The organism is Anaerosacchariphilus hominis, from assembly GCF_014290175.1.
GTDB classification, from domain to species: Bacteria; Bacillota; Clostridia; order Lachnospirales; family Lachnospiraceae; genus Laedolimicola; species Laedolimicola hominis.
In genome coordinates this window covers 234,512-252,919 of the sequence record NZ_JACOOR010000002.1, presented here as the reverse complement: position 1 = coordinate 252,919, position 18,408 = coordinate 234,512, and the positions used below count along the sequence as shown (strand labels likewise).

Annotated in this window: 11 protein-coding genes; 3 read left to right on the top strand and 8 right to left on the bottom strand. The window is 54.6% G+C overall.

The genetic code is table 11. From position 1 onward, the window contains the following. Window positions 1-27: 27 nt before the first annotated feature. The 3 genes from secD to scfA all read right to left on the bottom strand — a co-directional run bounded on the left by secD (window position 28) and on the right by scfA (window position 3,761). Window positions 28-2,169: a protein translocase subunit SecD gene (secD, locus tag H8S44_RS03675; protein WP_186873199.1), complete on the bottom strand. Its 2,142-nt coding sequence runs from the start codon at window positions 2,167-2,169 to the stop codon at window positions 28-30. 4 nt (window positions 2,170-2,173) lie between these two features. Next, window positions 2,174-3,538 carry a thioether cross-link-forming SCIFF peptide maturase gene (gene scfB, locus H8S44_RS03670; RefSeq protein WP_186873200.1) on the bottom strand — a complete coding sequence of 455 codons (1,365 nt, stop codon included), beginning with the start codon at window positions 3,536-3,538 and terminating at the stop codon, window positions 2,174-2,176. A 79-nt stretch (window positions 3,539-3,617) separates the two neighbouring features. Continuing rightward, window positions 3,618-3,761: a six-cysteine ranthipeptide SCIFF gene (gene scfA, locus H8S44_RS03665; protein WP_158362647.1), complete on the bottom strand. Its 144-nt coding sequence runs from the start codon at window positions 3,759-3,761 to the stop codon at window positions 3,618-3,620. A gap of 188 nt (window positions 3,762-3,949) precedes the next feature. Here scfA and H8S44_RS03660 point away from each other — a divergent pair, with 188 nt between their 5' ends. Next, on the top strand, window positions 3,950-4,324 hold the full coding sequence (locus H8S44_RS03660; protein WP_186873201.1) for a TIGR04086 family membrane protein: 375 nt from the start codon (window positions 3,950-3,952) through the stop codon (window positions 4,322-4,324). Window positions 4,325-4,446: 122 nt separating this feature from the next. Here the strand turns inward: H8S44_RS03660 and H8S44_RS03655 are convergent, their stop codons facing one another. The 4 genes from H8S44_RS03655 to H8S44_RS03640 form a co-directional block, all read right to left on the bottom strand. Further along, a complete protein-coding gene (locus H8S44_RS03655; RefSeq protein WP_186873202.1) occupies window positions 4,447-4,767 on the bottom strand; it encodes a DUF1540 domain-containing protein in 321 nt (106 codons plus the stop codon). A 120-nt stretch (window positions 4,768-4,887) separates the two neighbouring features. Continuing rightward, window positions 4,888-7,191, bottom strand: coding sequence for a glycosyltransferase family protein (locus H8S44_RS03650; protein WP_186873203.1), 2,304 nt, complete (start codon window positions 7,189-7,191; stop codon window positions 4,888-4,890). A gap of 3 nt (window positions 7,192-7,194) precedes the next feature. Further along, the gene (locus H8S44_RS03645) at window positions 7,195-8,760 is read right to left on the bottom strand and encodes a glycosyltransferase family 39 protein (protein ID WP_186873204.1); all 1,566 of its coding nucleotides are present in this window, start codon (window positions 8,758-8,760) and stop codon (window positions 7,195-7,197) included. A 13-nt stretch (window positions 8,761-8,773) separates the two neighbouring features. Then, window positions 8,774-12,523 carry a phosphoribosylformylglycinamidine synthase gene (locus H8S44_RS03640; RefSeq protein WP_186873205.1) on the bottom strand — a complete coding sequence of 1,250 codons (3,750 nt, stop codon included), beginning with the start codon at window positions 12,521-12,523 and terminating at the stop codon, window positions 8,774-8,776. Window positions 12,524-12,843: 320 nt separating this feature from the next. Between H8S44_RS03640 and H8S44_RS03635 the strand changes: the two genes are divergently transcribed. After that, window positions 12,844-15,123, top strand: a complete 2,280-nt coding sequence (locus H8S44_RS03635) for a glycosyltransferase family protein (RefSeq protein ID WP_186873206.1) — start codon at window positions 12,844-12,846, stop codon at window positions 15,121-15,123. Beyond that, window positions 15,123-16,001, top strand: coding sequence for a LysR family transcriptional regulator (locus H8S44_RS03630; RefSeq protein WP_186873207.1), 879 nt, complete (start codon window positions 15,123-15,125; stop codon window positions 15,999-16,001). The genes H8S44_RS03635 and H8S44_RS03630 overlap by 1 nt, the downstream gene beginning before the upstream one ends. Here the strand turns inward: H8S44_RS03630 and H8S44_RS03625 are convergent. After that, a complete protein-coding gene (locus H8S44_RS03625; RefSeq protein ID WP_186873208.1) occupies window positions 15,961-18,366 on the bottom strand; it encodes an ATP-dependent DNA helicase in 2,406 nt (801 codons plus the stop codon). The two genes, H8S44_RS03630 and H8S44_RS03625, sit on opposite strands and share 41 nt — an antisense overlap. Window positions 18,367-18,408: the final 42 nt, after the last annotated feature.

Genomic DNA, 18,408 nt, shown 5'->3' with positions numbered 1-18,408 from the left:
CTATTCTTTTTAGTTTTTCTTTCAGGTTTAGTTCTTCTTACCCAGCTTCGTCTTCATCACATACCACAGCGCGCCTGTAATACATACAGAGGAGTACGCGCCGCAGACGATACCTACCATCAGGGGCAGGGCAAACTCACGGATAGACGCCACGCCCAGCACATACAGCACTGCAACGGTGATAAAGGTCGTCACAGAGGTATTGACACTTCGGGACAGGGTCTGGGTAATACTGCGGTTTACCAGCTCCTGCAGGTCGGTCTTTCTTCCGGCGGTCGCCAGATTCTCACGGATCCGGTCGAAGATGACGATGGTGGCATTGATGGAATAACCTACGATGGTCAGCATGCAGGCAATGAAGTTGCTGCCCACAGACAGTCTTGCCACTGCGTAGAAGGCCAGTACCACCAGCACGTCGTGCAGCAGAGCCGCCACGGCGCTGGTCGCGAACCGGATATCCTTGAACCGGAACCAGATATACAGTAGCATGAACAGAGCTGCCAGCAATACAGCGGTGATGGCGTCGGAACGCATCTCGCTGCTGATAGCCGCGCCGATGTTCTCAATAGCAATCTGATTCTCATCTACGCCAAACTTCTCCACCAGCTCCTGGCACAGGGCCTCGCGGGTCTCCAGATCCAGGGCTCTAGTCTTCACGATGACATCGTTGCTGCCGTCTACCTTCTGGGCCTGAATCTCATTGCTTCCGATAACATCGCTTACCACCGGCTTCACAGTCTCGTCGATCTCCTGAATGGACAGAGCCTCGTTCATCGGAATGGTAATGCTGGTACCGCCCTGGAACTCCAGGCTGTAATTCAGCGCGCCCTTACCCTTGGATCCGTTTACGCCCATCACTGCCAGTCCGCCCAGAATCAGCACTGCGGAAATCACAAAGCAGATATTTTTCTTGCTGAGGAAGTTTATGGTCTTACGCTCCTTCTGGATACCGTAAAGCTTTGCGTCCTGAAGACCCAATGCGTAAAACGCGTTCATAACCAGTCTGGTTATCACCAGAGCCGTAAACATGGAAACCACGATACTTAAAGCCAGCGTATGGGCAAAGCCCTTGACCGATCCGGAGCCCTTCAGGCTCAGGATAATCGCCGCAATCAGCGTAGTAATATTGCCGTCCAGGATAGCGGACAGCGCTTTCTGGAAGCCTGTCTTAATGGAGCCCTTTACTGACTTGCCTGCACCAATCTCCTCCCGGATACGGGCAAAGATAATAACGTTGGCGTCCACGGCCATACCGATACCCAGGATAATACCTGCGATACCCGGCAGGGTCAGAGTGATTTCAAATGCGTTCAGCAGGCCTAAGGTAATGCCCACATAAGAGGTCAGCGCGATACCGGCAGCCACACCCGGCAGACGGTACATCACAATCATAAAAATTACAACCAGCGCAAAGCCGATGATTCCGGCCAGCAGGCTGGTACGGATGGCGTCAGCGCCAAGCTGCGCGCCTACTACCTTGGACTGGATCTCCTCCAGCTCCACCTTCAGGGAACCGATCCGGATGGTGGAAGCCAGCTGCTCAGCCGCCTCATAGGACTCCATATTGGTGATGGCTGCATTACCGTTGGTGATAGCAGTCTGTACGGTGGGCGCGCTGATGGTCTCGCCGTCGTATACGATGGCAATGCGGGAACCGATATTAGCCGCGGTAGCCTCCGCAAACTTCTCGGTGCCCTCGTCCGTCAAAGTCAGAGCCACCTCATAATCATTGTTGTTCAGGTTGTCCTTGTAGGTCTTTGCCTCTGCGGTCTTGATGTCCGTTCCGGACAGAAGCTCATTGCCGGACATATCCTGAAAGGAAAGAGAACCGGGCTTTCCAAGCTCTTCCAGAATGGCGTTGGCGTCGGTCACACCCGGAATCTCAATGTTGATCCGGTCGTCGCCCTGCGGGTAAACCTGTGCCTCGGTACTGTAGCCCTCCACACGCTTCTGCAGCTTGTAGATGGTGTCGTTCATCTCCTCGGCGCTGGGGGTGCCTCCCTTTGCCTGATAGGTGATGCTCACGCCGCCGGCCAGGTCGAGACCCAGCGGAATGTTCTTTGCCGCTCCTGTCTTGTTTTCGCCCACTCCTACGGCAGCCAGTGCCAGCAGACCTGCCGTCACCGCCACGGTCAGGATCAGGCTGATGATTCCTGTACTTTTTTTCATGGTTTTATTCTCCTTGCTCAGCCGTAGCTGCTTTTATCATAATTGCACATTCCACGCGCTTTCTCTGAAGCTCGCAGCCTATGTCATAGGCATCGTTGATATTGCCGTGGAAGTTATAGGAGTTGGCCGCGCAGCCGCCGCTGCAGTAGAACTTGGCGAAGCACTTCTGGCATTTTTCCTTTGCGTAGACATTGCAGCACTTGAACTCGTCCCGAAGTTCTCCATTCTTCACGCCGTCCCAGACATTTCCCATGAGGAACTTCTCATTTCCCACGAACTGATGGCAGGGGTACAGATCTCCCCAGGGGGTCACAGCCAGATATTCGGTTCCCGAACCGCAGCCGGACAGGCGCTTGTATACACAGGGGCCTCCGGTCAGGTCGATCATAAAGTGGAAGAAGTTAAAGTCGTTCTCCTTGCCATGACGCTTCACCATCTCCGCTGCCAGTTTGTCATACTGCTCGCAAATAAAGGGGATGTCTTCTTCCCGGATGGCGTAGGGTTCCTCGGGCGCTGCCACCACAGGCTCCACAGATACCTGCTTGAAACCCAGGTCTGCCATGTGCAGTACGTCCTCGCAGAAGTCCAGATTGTTCCGGGTGAAGGTGCCGCGCACATAGTAGTTGGTCTGGTTCCGGCTGTCTGCCAGCTTCTGGAACTTGGGGACAATGATGTCGTAGCTTCCGTGTCCGTTCCGGAAAGGACGCATCTTGTCGTTGACTTCCTTCCGGCCGTCGATACTTAACACCACGTTGCTCATCTCTTTATTGACAAACTCCTGAACCTCGTCGTTCAGCAGGATGCCGTTAGTGGTCAGAGTGAAACGGAACTTCTTGTCGTGAAGCTTCTCCTGCTTCCGGCCATAGGCCACCAGATCTTTGACCACCTGCCAGTTCATCAGGGGCTCGCCTCCGAAGAAGTCCACCTCCAGATTCCGGCGGCTGCCGGAGTTGGCAATCAGGAAGTCCAGGGCCTGCTTGCCCACCTCATAGCTCATCAGCGCTCTGCGGCCATGGTACTCGCCCTCCTCCGCAAAGCAGTAGCGGCAGGCCAGGTTACAGTCGTGGGCGATGTGCAGGCACAGAGCCTTCACTACCGTGGAACGCTTTTTGAAATCAATGATCTTGTCCTTATATGTATCTTCCGTAAAGAGGACGCCCTGGTTCTTCAGCTCCTCCACATCTTCCAGTACCTCGCGGATGTCGCTCTCGGGCCAGCGGTCCTTTAACTTTGTGACAATCTCCTCCGGCTGATATGCCTCGTCCGCCAGACCAATGACCTCATATGCCAGCTCGTCCACCACATGAACCGCTCCGCTGTTCACGTCCAGGACAATGTAATATCCATTATTATAGTAACGATGTATCATGTTTTCTCCTTAAATATCTTTGATCGATCAAATACCCCGCCGTCAGCGGCGGGGTATTCTAAACGCTTTTTTTAATGCCTTATTTATGCTGCTCGCATGTCTGGTTTCCTACGGTGCAGGATGTCTTACATGCTGACTGGCAGGATGTCTGGCACTCTCCGCAGCCACCTTTTTTCACGGTATTCTGCAGAATCTGTGTGTTCAGTGTCTGAATATGCTTCATCTTGGTTTCCCTCCTGTCTCTCTATCTTCCAGGGCTTATAGATATAATGCCCTGTAGTTACAGAATAGTATAGCATATCCACACGGATTTTAAAAGTACTTTTTCCTGTAATTTCACCGACTTTCTTCTCATATACTGAATCAGAAAAGGCGGACATTCCAGGACCGCCCCTGAAGGAGGAACAAACCATGGAAAAAACGAAACCCTGTCGGGGCGCTGCCCTCCCCATGCTGAAGGCCCTCCTGGCCTCCTACATCCTTACCGGCCTGTCGCTCTTGCTGCTGGCCCTGCTCCTTTACAGACTCCGCCTCTCCGAGGCCGCCGTGAACATCGGAATTACCGCCGTCTATCTGCTGTCCTGCTTCCTGGGTGGTTTCCTTGAAGGCAAAATGATGAAAACCCGCAAGTATCTCTGGGGCACCGTCTTCGGCCTCCTGTACTTTACCCTGCTGACCCTCATCTCCCTGGCCGCCGGTCAGGGCTTCTCCGGCACCAGCTCCCACTTCGTCACCACCCTGCTGCTCTGCACCGCCGGAGGCACCCTGGGCGGCATGCTGTCTTAATACAAACGCTTCACCCCAGCCGATGGCACGCTCGGCGTCCGTTTTTCATGCGTGGAACTTAATCCCGGCCAGGACAATCCAGAGCAGGCACCCAATTGTCCTGGCTGAGCACCACTTACATTCTACTCACACCGGCACCGGAACGTAGCGCATTCCGTCTCCCCACACTCGCAGGCCGCCCCGCCCGCGATCCCGATATGCTTCGCCGTACATCTACAGTTCTCATTGAAGGTACAGTCACAGGCTCCGCAGGCCACCTCCGTATTCCGCGTCGGAATATCCACCACACTCAGCGCCTGTCCCTCGCCCCGTTCCCGAAAGCTCTTACAGCAGGTCTCCCTGGAATGTCTCGCGTCCTGACCTTCCACCTCAATATTGTCCTTGCAGCAGCACCGCTCCTTGTTATATAGGCAGCTGTTCACCGTACAGTCCAGTCTCGTCATCGCATCTTACCTCCTTATAAAACTTTAAAATAAAAGTACGCAGACAGCCTCCAGCCATCCGCGTACTTGTCTGTAAAAGTAGTATGCGCCGTTCATCCGATTCTATACGGAATCTATCTCTCATTCTTTTTTCTTTTTCGAAGCACTTTTCCGAACCCAAACCAGGCACACTCCAAGAAAGCTTACCAGCGAAATCCATCTTCCCAGATGAATATACCCGGGCTCCCGGTAAAAGACCTTCACGCTCCCTTTCGCCTCCTCCGGCAGATACACCCTGAGCACGCCGCCGTCCCCGATGCCCGTCGTAAGCTCTGTGCCGTCAGACAGCCGCGCACCATAATCCGGATACCAGGTCAGGGACACATCCACATAAGCCCCTGCTCCCTCTGCCTTTTCAAAGGAAAATCCGGCTGCAGGCTTCTCCGTCCGCGCGCAGTCCGCCAGCTCCACCCCGTCAGATGCCACAAAGGTATCGTCCCGGTTCCACATCCGGAAGCTGTTGGAATGCTCCACGTCCACAAAATACATCACATCCACCTGGGCCTTCTCCCGCTGATACTGATTCAGAGACGTATACCGCGGCATGGCCTCCTCGCAGTACCGGTTTACATAAATCAGGCTACACAGCACTGCCAGCACACCCGCGCCCACGCACAGTCCTTTCCGAAGCTCCCGGTTCTCACTGAGATGCCAGACACCTTCGGCGCAGACTGGGCAGAGGAGTGCCGTGGAAATGGCCAGACACCGCCAGGGGAACTGGACTGTGCTCACCAGCCGGTTCAGGAGCCCGATGCTCTGCACCCTGTCCCAGGGGAAATAGCAGGTGGACACATAGAGCCCGATGCCCGCCAGAACCAGCGCCGTCATGCAGCGCCGAAGTCCCGGATCAGCCTTCCGTTTTTCTGGCCGGGTCAGCCACACATACAGGAAGGCCAGAATCCCCAGAAACAGCACAAAACCGATGGTACAGGGCATTTCCCCGCTGTTCTCCAATCCCGCGTACATCCGCTCTGTGGGATTGAACATGAGAAGGTCAAAAAGCTTTGGCAGTGTCACCGTCCACCAGCTCAGAGTACTCTCCACCGAGAACACCTTAAATGGGTAGGCCGTATGCTGAAGAATAGGCAGTACCAGCCCCACATTCATCAGAGCCGTACTCACTGTCCCCAGAGCAAGCGCCGGAATCCTCCCCTTTTCCTTTAATCTCCGGATATAAATCAGTCCAAAGAGGGCTGAAAAGCCCAGAGCCAGTTCCGTGGACAAAATATGGCACTGCATCACGCCCGTAAAGCCCAGGGCCGCCAGATACCACTTTTTCTCATTTCCCAGAAACAGCTCGTACATGCCCCACAGAACCAGCGGCAGGAATATCATGGCCATACCCTCGCCCAGAGCCGCCCGGGTATACAGATCGAGCAGCCGGTACACCGACAGGGTATAGAATACCGCCGCCAGCATGCCCTTCTCCCGGGACTCCATAACCGCCGAAAAAGAGCGGTAGCTCACAAAGGCTGTCGCCGCGTGCACGCCCAGGAGCAGCAGCCGGTAGCAGCCCACCAGGGACATGCCAAGGCAGCCCAGGAATGCCGGAAAATATAAAAACAGCTCCGGATAAAAAATGGAGGACCCATAGCCATAACCATGGAGGAAGGTGCTGTGAAGCTTCACTGGGAACTGTCCGGCCTTCAGCGCCTCCTGGATTCCCTGAATCCGGTTAAACTGATAGTAGAGGTCATTGCCGTCCAGCACATACTGAAAAGTCAGTGGCAGAGAACTTATGATCACTGCCGCTCCCAGCACCAGAAAAGCCGTCTTTCCCGTCCCATCCGGGTCGCCTTTCCGGATCCGATACAGGAAAATCAGCAAGGAAGCCAGCACGACCAATCCTGCCAGAATCACCGGATCCCGATACATCCTCTGTTGACTGACCAGGTACAGGCTGCTCACATTCATGCTGCCCGTTCCGCCGTACACGATGCGGAACTGTACCTCCTCCAGAGAAGCCTCTGCCTGGAACGCAAGCTCCGTCATCTCGCCTCCGGGCTCCAGAGACGCGTCTGCCAGAAGCCTGCCCTCGGAATTATCCCCGTTCAGACAGCGGGTACTCCAGACCTCGATCCGATTCTCTCCGCTCTCGGAAAGCCCCACCACCTGCAGGCGGTAGCTTCCCTTCTGCAGGGTAATCTCTTCCGTCTGCGCCACAGAGCCCGTATAACCTGTGCCGCCCTCGATCACCAGCGCCGGTTCCTCATCCTCCGTTACTACAGCCGTTTCTTCGGCCTCCGAAGGAACCTCCAGCTCCTCTGCGCCTACCTCTCTCTGATAATAAGTATCAAAGGGCGCGACGAGTACCAAAAGCACCAGCAGAACCGTCAGAATCAGCTGTCCTTTGTATTTTTTTACCCAGTTTTGCTTCTCTGCCATGCCCTACTCCTTTTTCCGTAATACGCCTTTTCTCTCTATCCAGACCTGCGCCCGCCTTGCCGTTTCCGAAAGACCCGCCGCGGCCATAGGCAGCATCAGGATAAAATAAGGCAGAATATAGCGTCCCTTGGCCTCCCACAGCATATGGAACAGGAAGCCGCCGAATACCGACACCAGAAGAATATAAACGGACAAATCCTTCTTTTTCCAGAACCCCTGCAGAACCCACAGGAACACGCCGCCATAAATCAGGGTCTGATACACATTCATAAACCAGCACATCAGTGCGTGGAGCTTGCCGTCAAACATACTGTTGGCCACCGGTCCTCTGGCTTCCCCGTTGATGTGGGTCATGGCAAAGCACTCGTAGGTGGGATCGTTCCACTGGCTGGTGAACTTTTCCACATAGAATCGGAACGCATAGCCGGGATTATCCACAAATTCTTTTGCCGAAGTGCGGATATCCTGTACCGCCATGGCTGTGGAAGCCTCCGCGTCGAAATCTGATGCCCCCCAGTAGTTATGAAGGATGTAGCCGTTGGACCAGCCCGGCGCGCCCTCGCCTTTTTGCATTCCCATGGCCACATAAAGAATCATGGGCGCGCCGTCGTTGATCTCCACGCCGGAACGCTGCTCATAAAAGATCCGAAGCCCCGTGCGGGCTCCCGCAAAGACCACCACCAGAAGTACCGCGGCCAGAAGTGGCTGCAGCCTCCTTTCACTCAGAGCCGTGGCTGCCAGAATCAGCCCCATGGCCATCAGAAGAATCATACAGTTATTCCGAATCAGGCAGGCCAGGGCGCAGGTCGCCGCGCACAGCAGCAGCCAAATCCACTTTTTTCCCTTTTCTTCCCGCTGCATCCGATACTCCAGAAAGCACCAGAGGGCCAGACCGGAAAAGGTCATGGAGGGAATCTCCCCATATACGAAGGCCACATAGAACAGCAGCGGAAAGCAGGCTGCCCCCAGGAACAGATAAAAGACCCGGGCCCGTCTGTCCTCCGTCAGAAGTCCCAGAATCCGGTAGCCTGTATACAGAATTACACAGACCCCCAGACAATTCAGGTACTCAAAGGCCATATAATTGCCATTTCCAAATACCAGGAAAATCAGTTCTGTCAGGGCTGTCAGCCCCAGCTGGTGGGGATGAATATACAGATACCGTTCATAGGACTTGTCCGTCAACATGGAAAAGTCTCCGTTTCGAAACTGCTCCGCCGCCGTGCAGACGGAAGCCTGATCCCCCAGTGGAATACATTTGGCCGCCCGAACCCACCAGACACCGAAGGCCAGGGCACAGACCAACACCAGACCCAGCAGAATCCGAATCCTGCGCTCCTGCCTTCTCTCTTCTCCATTCAGCATCCAGCCCGTAATCAGATGCAGAATCCACACCGCGATTCCCGAAAGCGCCAGAACCAGAGGGAGGAGATCCGTCATCTGGTACGGGATCTCCTCATAGGTCAACGCAAAATATGATGTAAAAAACAGGCTGAACCCGGTCAGCACTCCGAAGAGTGCCAGACCCAGAACAGCAATTACTCTATCTGCAGCTTTTTGCAGTTTCATCCTTTGTCCTCTTTTACTTAAAATATGCCACGCCGGACTCGAAGATCTTCATGTCCTGCTCCCCGTAAATATTGATGGCAACAGCGTCGCCCCGGCGCTCGGAGTGCGCCATCTTACCCAGAACACGTCCGTCCGGGCTTGTGATTCCCTCGATGCTTGCATAGGAACCGTTCACATTCCAGTACTCGTCCATGCTGGCCTCGCCCTCCGGATTTACATACTGGGTTGCTACCTGGCCATTGGCAAAGAGCTTGTCAATCCACTCTTTGTCTGCCACGAAGCGGCCTTCGCCGTGGGACGCCGGGTTTACATAAGTCTTGCCCAGTTCTGCGCCTGCAAGCCACGGGGACTTGTTGGTAACCACCTTCGTGTAGACCATCTTGGATACGTGGCGGTTGATGGTGTTGAAGGTCAGGGTCGGGGAATCCTCCGTCTGCCCCACAATCTCGCCGTAGGGCACCAGTCCCAGCTTGATCAGGGCCTGGAAGCCGTTGCAGATTCCCAGTGCCAGACCGTCCCGCTCGTTCAACAGCTTCATAACTGCCTCTTTCATCCGGGCATTCTGGAAAGCTGTCGCGAAAAACTTGGCGGAGCCGTCCGGCTCGTCGCCTGCGGAAAAGCCGCCGGGGAACATGATAATCTGCGCCTGGCTGATGGCCTTTTCAAACTCCTCTACAGACTCGCGGATATCTTTGGCGGACAGGTTGCGGAATACTCTGGTAATCACGTCCGCGCCTGCGCGCTCAAAGGCCTTTGCGCTGTCATACTCGCAGTTGGTTCCCGGGAATACCGGAATAAATACGGTGGGACGCGCCACCTTATGCTTGCATACATAGACGCTGTCTGCCTTGTAAAGCGGACTTTCCACCTTCTCGGCTCCTGCCACTGCGGTGGTTGGGAATACCTTCTCCAGCGGCTCTTCCCAGGTCTTCAGCGCTTCCTCTGTATCGATCTTCATATCGCCGTAAGCGAAGCCGCTTTCGGTTACCTCACCGATTACGGTATAGGTTACGCCAAGCTCAGCCACCTTGTCTGCGGGAACCTCCGCTACGATATCGCCGAAGCCTGCGGTAAACAGGTCTCTCTTATCTACGCTGTGCTCAATCTGAACGCCCAGCTTATTACCAAAGGACATCTTGCTGACAGCGGCTGCCAGACCGGAACCGTCCAGAGCGTAAGCGGAAACAATCCGTCCTGCCTTTACGTCCTCGAAGAAGCGGCCATACAGGCTCTTGATCTCCTCATAATCCGGCAGATCGTAAGCGTCTCTGTGAATCTGAACCAGAACCAGCTTATTGCCTGCTTTTTTCAGCTCCGGCGTAATGATGGTCTTATCACTGGCCACATCCACTGCAAAGGATACCAGTGTGGGCGGTACGTCGATCTCATTGAAGGTACCGGACATACTGTCCTTTCCTCCGATGGAGGGCAGTCCGAAGCCCAGCTGCGCGCTGTACGCGCCAAGGAGCGCTGCAAAGGGCTGGCTCCAGCGATGAGGATCCTCGGTCATTCTGCGGAAGTACTCCTGGAAGGTGAAACGGATTTTGCTGTAATCGCCGCCTGCCGCCACGATTCTCGCCACGGACTCAATGACTGCGTAAACAGCGCCATGATAGGGGCTCCAACTGGACAGATAGGGGTCAAAGCCGTAACTCATCATGGTTACCACGTCGGTCTTGCCTTTCAGCACCGGAAGCTTCGCCACCATGGCCTGGGTCTCGGTCAGCTGATATTTGCCGCCGTAAGGCATCAGGACGCTGCCTGCGCCGATGGAGCTGTCGAACATCTCCACCAGGCCCTTCTGGGAGCATACGTTTAAGTCTTTCAGGGTATCCAGCCACTTGGCGCGGACATCCTCGACGTCGTTTCTTACAAAATATTTATCCTGCTCGGCGGGCAGGTCTACCGCTACAGTCGTCTCCTGATGGGCGCCGTTGGTATCCAGGAATGCTCTGGAGATATTCACGATCTCCTTGCCTCTCCAGGAGAGAACCAGTCTCGGATCCTCAGTGACCACCGCCACGGTGGTGGCCTCCAGATTCTCCTCTGCGGCATATTTCAGGAACTCTGCCTCGTCCTTCTTGTCCACGACCACAGCCATACGCTCCTGGGACTCGGAAATGGCGATCTCGGTGCCGTCCAGGCCGGCGTATTTTTTCGGTACCAGATCCAGATTCACCTTCAGGCCGTCTGCCAGCTCGCCGATGGCTACGGATACGCCGCCTGCGCCGAAATCGTTACACTTCTTAATCAGACGGGTTACCTCGGGACGGCGGAATAGTCTCTGAATCTTACGCTCGGTGGGAGCGTTACCCTTCTGCACCTCAGCGCCGCAGGTCTCGATGGACTTCTCCGTGTGGACCTTGGAGGATCCGGTAGCTCCGCCACAGCCATCGCGTCCGGTTTCGCCGCCCAGCAGGATGATCAGATCACCCGGATCGGAGGTCTCACGAATGACGTCCTTTCTGGGAGCCGCGCCCATGACAGCGCCGATTTCCATACGCTTCGCCACGTAGTTCGGATGATAAATCTCTTTTACATAACCGGTAGCCAGACCGATCTGGTTGCCGTAGGAGCTGTAGCCGTGGGCTGCGCCGCGCACCAGCTTTTTCTGGGGCAGCTTACCCTTCAGAGTCTCCTTTACCGATACGGTGGGATCTGCCGCTCCGGTTACACGCATGGCCTGATATACATAGGTACGTCCTGACAGCGGATCACGGATGGCTCCGCCCAGACAAGTGGCAGCGCCGCCGAAGGGCTCGATCTCCGTCGGATGGTTATGGGTCTCATTTTTAAAATTTACCAGCCACTCCTCTACTGTTCCGTCGATTTCCACGGGAACTACGATGGAGCAGGCATTGATTTCATCGGATTCTTCCTGATCCTGAAGCTTGCCCTCGGCCTTCAGCTTCCGCATGGCCATCAGTGCCAGATCCATCAGGCAGACAAACTTGTCCTTTCTTCCTTTAAAAATCTCGGCACGGTCAGCCAGATACTGCCGATAGGTCTCTTCAATGGGTTTCTTATAATAACCTTCTTCAAAGCTTACATTTGTCAGCTCTGTGGAGAAGGTGGTATGGCGGCAGTGGTCGGACCAGTAGGTGTCCAGCACGCGAATCTCAGTCATGGACGGATTCCGCTTCTCCTCGTCCTTAAAATAATTCTGGATATGCTGGAAGTCACGGAAGGTCATGGCCAGATTCAGGGAGCTGTAAAGCTCTTTTAAAAGGGCCTCATCCATATCGCAGAAGCCGTCGAAAATCTTCACATCCGCCGGCTCGGAAAATACGGTCACCAGGGTATCCGGCTTTTCTACGGCTGCCTCCCGGGAATCTACCGGGTTGATGCAGTAGCTCTTGATGGAAGCCAGCTCCTCGTCAGAGATAGTGCCCTCGATGACATAGGTGGTGGCGGTACGGATCACCGGCTGCTCGTCCTCCTTCAGGAAACGGACGCACTGTACGGCGGAATCCGCTCTCTGATCGAACTGTCCCGGCAGAAACTCCACACTGAACACATGGGCGTCCGGCGCAGTCTCAAACTTCTCTTCATATAAGATATCTACAGGCGGCTCGGAAAATACCGTCCTGCAGGCACGGGCAAAGACTTCATCCGAGATGTTCTCCACGTCGTAGCGGATCAGCACCCGAACGCCCTTCACATCCTCGATTCCCAGAAAGCTCTGGATCTCCTCCTGAAGTTCCTTCGCCTTGACTGCAAAGGCTTCTTTCTTCTCCACATAGATTCTTCTTACGTTGCTCATAACCGACCTCCTAAAAAATAGTATTCTCAGCACGGTATAATGTTTCCGTATAATGTCTGGCGACATTATACCATATCCTGCGGATATGTACGCTCCGCTAAGGATGCCATTCGGCAAGGTATAATGTCTGGCGACATTATACCATATTATCCCTCATGTAACAATTCCTGTCTCCATGATACCATAAATGTCTCCATAAGTATAATTAATAGATTTAAAATCATTTATAACTTTAACTAATAGCTTTTCCGAAAAACCTATGCTATAATATTTTTTATAAGATATTTTAACAGAAATCTAAATCATCAGGAGAAACGCTTATGAAATACTTCAGCAAAATAAAAGGACAGTGTCTCATCACCGCCCTTCTGGTTCTGATTCTTCTCATTATGCCCTTTCAGGATTATACGGAGCAGACCTTTCTCAGCGACACCCTGGAATACCCGGATGATCTGGCCGGCACTTTCCACGCGGACGGCGGCGTTCTGGACATTCCCGCAGGTCTGGGAACCTTTACCCTGAACACGGACAGCCACTATCTGAAGCACGGAACCTACGAGGTTACCTTTAATGTGACCTCCGACACCGAAGGCAGCTCTGTGGATGTCTTCGATCCCTACTATGTGAATGAGGACAATACCTGTGGAAAGGTGCTGGCCTCCGCCCCTATCTCCACTGACGGAGAAAATATCCATGTGACCTTCACTGTGGAAGACTATGTGGAGGCCGTCCAGTTCCGGGTAAACTCTGTGGCTCCCCTGACCTTCGACAGCATCTATCTGCTATCCCAGCGGGGACTTTATAAGGATCCCTATATCTATGCCGGTCTTCTTCTGCTGGCGTCGGTTCTGTTTCTGGTGTACCGCCGGAAACACAAGGTACGCCCCGAGCCGCTGCTTCTGCTTCTGTTCGCAGCCCTCTGGACCACCCTTCCCATGTGCTTCCCCTGGCTTCCCTCCGGACACGATATGTACTTCCACTACGGGCGGCTCTTTAACCTGTCCGAGGGCCTGGGTGAAACCCTGCTTCCCATCCGCTACCATGCCCGGATGTTCCGGGGCTTCGGCTACGGGGCTCCCATGCTGTATTCCGAGTTTTTCCTGTACCCCTTCGCCCTGCTGTGCCGCATGGGACTCTCACCCATCGGCTGCTGGCATCTGATGATTTTAACGGTGAATCTGGCCACGGCCGCGGTATCCTACTACGCCTTTTCCCACCTGTGCCGTTCCCGGCGGATCGGCCTCATTGCGTCCTTCCTGTATACCATGTCCATGTACCGCCTTATCAATCTGTACACCCGGGCAGCTCTGGGCGAGGTGCTGGCCACCATCTTCCTGCCCCTTCTGGTCATCGGCATGTACCACCTGTTTCTGGGTAATACGAAAAAGTGGTGGATCGCTGTCCTGGCCTTTACCGGCATGTTCCAGTCCCATGTGATTTCCACAGAGATCGCCCTGGGCTTCTGTGTGCTTTTCGCCCTCTGGAACATCAGAAAGCTGAAAGAAAAGGGACGCCTGCCCCGGATTCTGATGGCAGGCGCGTCCACGATTCTTCTGAATCTGTGGTTCATCCTTCCCTTCCTGGATCATATGCGCTATGCCATGTTCGTCCTGGGCGATGAGCGGAATCTCTACGCCTACTCCGTGTACCCGGCCCAGTTCTTTGACATGTCCCTGAACAATCCGGCCATGGATTCCCTGGGACGCACCAGCTTCGCAAACTCCATGCCCTTCTCGGTAGGACTGATCCTGCTGGCGGGAAGCCTTCTGTTCCTGCTGCTGTGCTTCCGTAAGGAACAACCGGATCGTTTCCACATGAATCTGGGAAAATGGTGCCTGGGCCTGGGCATTCTCTCCCTGTACGCTTCTTCCGTGTACTTCCCCTGGGAAGCCATCCAACGGGTGGCCATCCTGAACCTCTTCGCCGAGAAGATCCAGTTTGCCTCCCGGTTTCTGCCCTTTGCTTCCCTGTTTCTGGGCATCACCTCTTCTCTGGCCATCTATTACTTCTTCCGGTCCAGAGAGCAGAAGCAGCTGCTGTTCCTGATCTGCGGCATCTTCCTGGTCTATACCTCGGGAAAATACATGAGCGACTACAGCAACAGCGCCGAGAACTTCGTGGGTTGGGATACCCAGATGGAGCACTCCCAGGATACAGACACCCTGTATCTTATCAGCGATAACCACGCATACGTGAGCGTCCGCCGGATGCTGGTTCAGGATACGAACTTTCAGAGCTCCGGGGATGTGGAGCTGTCCGGCTGCTACCGGGACGGTACCGACGCCGGATTTACCTACCATAAGACGGAGGGCAGCAGCGATTCCTATGTGGACGTGCCCTTTAACTTCTATCCCTACCTGCATGCCTACGATGAAAACGGCAATCAGCTGACCACCAGCCACGGAGAGCTGCTCCGGCTGCGGGTGGCCCTGCCCGCCTCTTCCGACGGCGCAGTGACCATTCGGATGGAAATGCCGTCCTTCTACCGGGTGGGCGATCTCATTTCCCTGCTTACATTGTTATCTCTTATGGGTGGATTTGTCTTCGTCCGGAATGTCCATGGAAAGAATGTCAAGAAAAAGGAGGAGAACGGACATTGATGGATATCAATTATGAACTGTACAAAGTCTTTTACCATGTGGCCGTGACCTTAAGCTTCTCGGAGGCCTCCAAGCAGCTGTTTATCTCCCAGTCCGCAGTCAGCCAGTCCATCAAGGTACTGGAAAAAAAGCTGAACCAGAACCTCTTTATCCGCAGTACGAAAAAGGTGCAGCTGACGCCGGAGGGCGAGATTCTCCTGCGCCATATCGAACCGGCCATCCACCTGATTCAGCGGGGTGAGAACCAGATCATGGAATCCAACTCCCTGGGCGGCGGCCAGCTGCGCATCGGCGCCAGCGACACCATCTGCCGCTACTTTCTGGTTCCTTACTTAAGCCGGTTCCACAAGGAATTCCCGGGCATCCATATCAAGGTGACCAACAATACCTCCATCGGCTGCGTAGATCTGCTGGAGAGCGGCCAGGTGGATCTGATTTTCACCAACTATCCCAATTCCCGGCTGGGAAACGCCGGACATCTCACCAAGGTGCGGAGCTTCCAGGACATCTTCATCGCCAACCGGAATTATTTTAATCTGGAAAATCAACGGCTGACCTTTCAGGAGCTGCTGAATTATCCCATCCTGATGCTGGATCGGAAAAGCACCACCAGTGAATATCTGCACAACCTGTTTCAGCAGCATCAGCTGGATCTGGTTCCTGAGATCGAGCTTTCCAGCAACGACCTGCTGCTGGATCTGGCCTCCATCGGTCTGGGGATCGCCTTTGTGCCGGACTACTGTCTGCCCCAACACCCTTCCGATCTCTTTCCGCTGACTCTGGCTGAGGAGCTTCCCAGCCGTCAGCTGATGCTGGTACACAGCGACCAGATTCCCCTCAGTCCGGCTGCGAAGCAGTTTCTGGAATACTTTTCCTAGTGTTCCAGAAGTCCTTCAGGACAGTCCCGGCCTCCGGGATCCTGCAGAACCGGATATCCTCCCATTCCACGGGAAACATCCGCCTGTAATCCGGCTCCCGGAACCGCTCATCCAGAAGCAGAATCACTCCGGCGTCCCGGTCGGTCCGAATCACACGTCCTGCAGCCTGCAGGACTTTATTCATGCCCGGATAGCGATAGGCGTAGGCAAAGCCGTCCATCTCTTTTTTCTCATAATACTGCCGCAGAATCTCCCGTTCATTGCAGATCTGGGGCAGGCCCGTTCCGATCACCGCGGCCCCGATCAGGGCTTCTCCCTTCAGATCGATTCCCTCCGAAAAGATACCTCCCAGCACACAGAAACCCAGCAGGCTCTTTTTCTCCTCCCGGGCCGCTTCCCCTCCCTGTCGAAAGGCGTCCAGAAAGACTTCCCGCTCCGTCTCCTGCATTCCCGTCTTCTGTATCAGAAGCTCCGTCTCTTCCCCGTAAAGCTCCCGATAGCTTTCATATACATCCTGCATCATCCGATAAGAAGGGAAAAAAGCCAGATAATTACCCTGTTTTCCCTTCACCATTCCATTCAGATAGCCGGCGATTTTTTCATACTCCGTCCGATTTCGCCTGGTATAGCGGCTGCTCACATCCTGCCCCAGCAGAAGAAGCCGGTTCTCCCGGTTAAAGGGCGACGGCACATAGATGGCGTAATCCTCCCCATCCCCTAACAGATGTTTATAATAAGTTACCGGAAGCAGGGTGGCGGAAAAGAAGATGGCGGCCCGGCCCTTGTCCAGACATTCCCGCAGATTTTCCGCTGTTTCCACACAGTACAGCTTCAGCCGGAAGGAACCGTCCCCGTCCAGCTCGCTGTAGATCACATAATTGTCGCTCAGTCGATCCGCCACATTCAGAAAGTCCCGAACGGTAAACCAAAACTCCAGCACCTCCTTCTGAAGCTCCGGCTCCAGTTCCTCTTCCCGCAGGCGCTCCAGCTCCGAGGACAGGGATAACAGCTGAAGCAGAAAGGGATCCACATTCTCATGAAGCTGCCATGTCTCACATTCCCGCTTCAAACCCAGCAGATAACGGTTACAGCGCTCCAGGGCCCGTTCTGTCTTTTTATCCCTTCCTTTCAGCTTCCGCTTCAGCTCCAGAAAATCCTCTTTGCAGACAGCGGCGCTGAACATCTCCCGGCTCCGCTCCACCAGATTGTGGGCCTCGTCGATGAGGCAGAGATAATCCCCCCTTACTCCCTCGCCAAAGAACCGCTTCAACCGCACATTGGGATCAAACACATAGTTATAATCGCAGATAATTACGTCAGTCCAGGAAGCTGTATCCAGGCTCAGCTCAAAGGGACAGACCTGATGCTTTCCCGCCTGTTCCAGAATCACATCCCGGCTGATCTCGTCTGGCCCTTCTGTCAGAAGCTCATAAACCGCATCATTAATCCGGTCAAAATGACCTGCCGCACAGGGGCAGGCGTCGGGATTGCACTCCACCTCTTCACAGACACAAAGCTTTTCTTTGGCCGTCAACGTCACATTCTTCATCCGAAGCCCATCTTTTCTCAGGATGCGAAAGGCTTCCTCCGCCACTGTCCGTGCCACGGTCTTGGCCGTCAGATAGAAGATCCGATCCCCCAGCCCTTCGCCCACAGCCTTTACTGCCGGAAATACCGTGGAAATGGTCTTTCCCACGCCGGTGGGCGCCTGGATAAACAGCCGCTTTTTCCGCAGGATCGTCCGATAGACTCCGGCTGCCAGCTCCCGCTGCCCCTCCCGGTAGGGAAAAGGGAACTCCAGGGATCGGATGCTGTCCCGACAGGTTTCTTTCCAGTCCAGCTGAAACCGGGCCCATTTTTCATATTCTTTCATGAGCTTCCCGAACCAGTCCTCCAAATTCGCCCTGGTCCACCGGAACCGAAAGTACTTCAGTTCCTCTGTTTCCAGATTGCCGTAGGTCATCTGGATGCCGATCTCCTGTAACTCCTGCTGTCTGGCATAGATGCAGCCATAGCAGAGAGCCTGGGCCAGGTGTACCTGCTCCGGTTCCCCGATCCGCTCCAACTCCCGGTAGACGCCCTTGATCTCATCGATCCAGGTCAGGTCCTCTTCTGTGAAGATTCCGTCGGCCCGGCCCTCCAGGATACAGTCGAACCCCTCCATGGGAACCTGTTCCTTTAAGGCCACCTCAGCCCGGTAGCCTGCGCCCATTTGTTTCTGTATTTTTCTGTGCAGTCTGCTTCCTGCCTGCATGGCCTGCAGTTCTGCTTTTCCGCCTGTTCGATTATCCAGATCCCCGGAGCGAAGGATGAATTCCACCAGATTCCGCACAGAGATCCGTACCGTATTTCTGTTCTCGTCCATGCTCCTATCTTAGCATCAAACCCGCTTTCTGCCAAGCAAAAC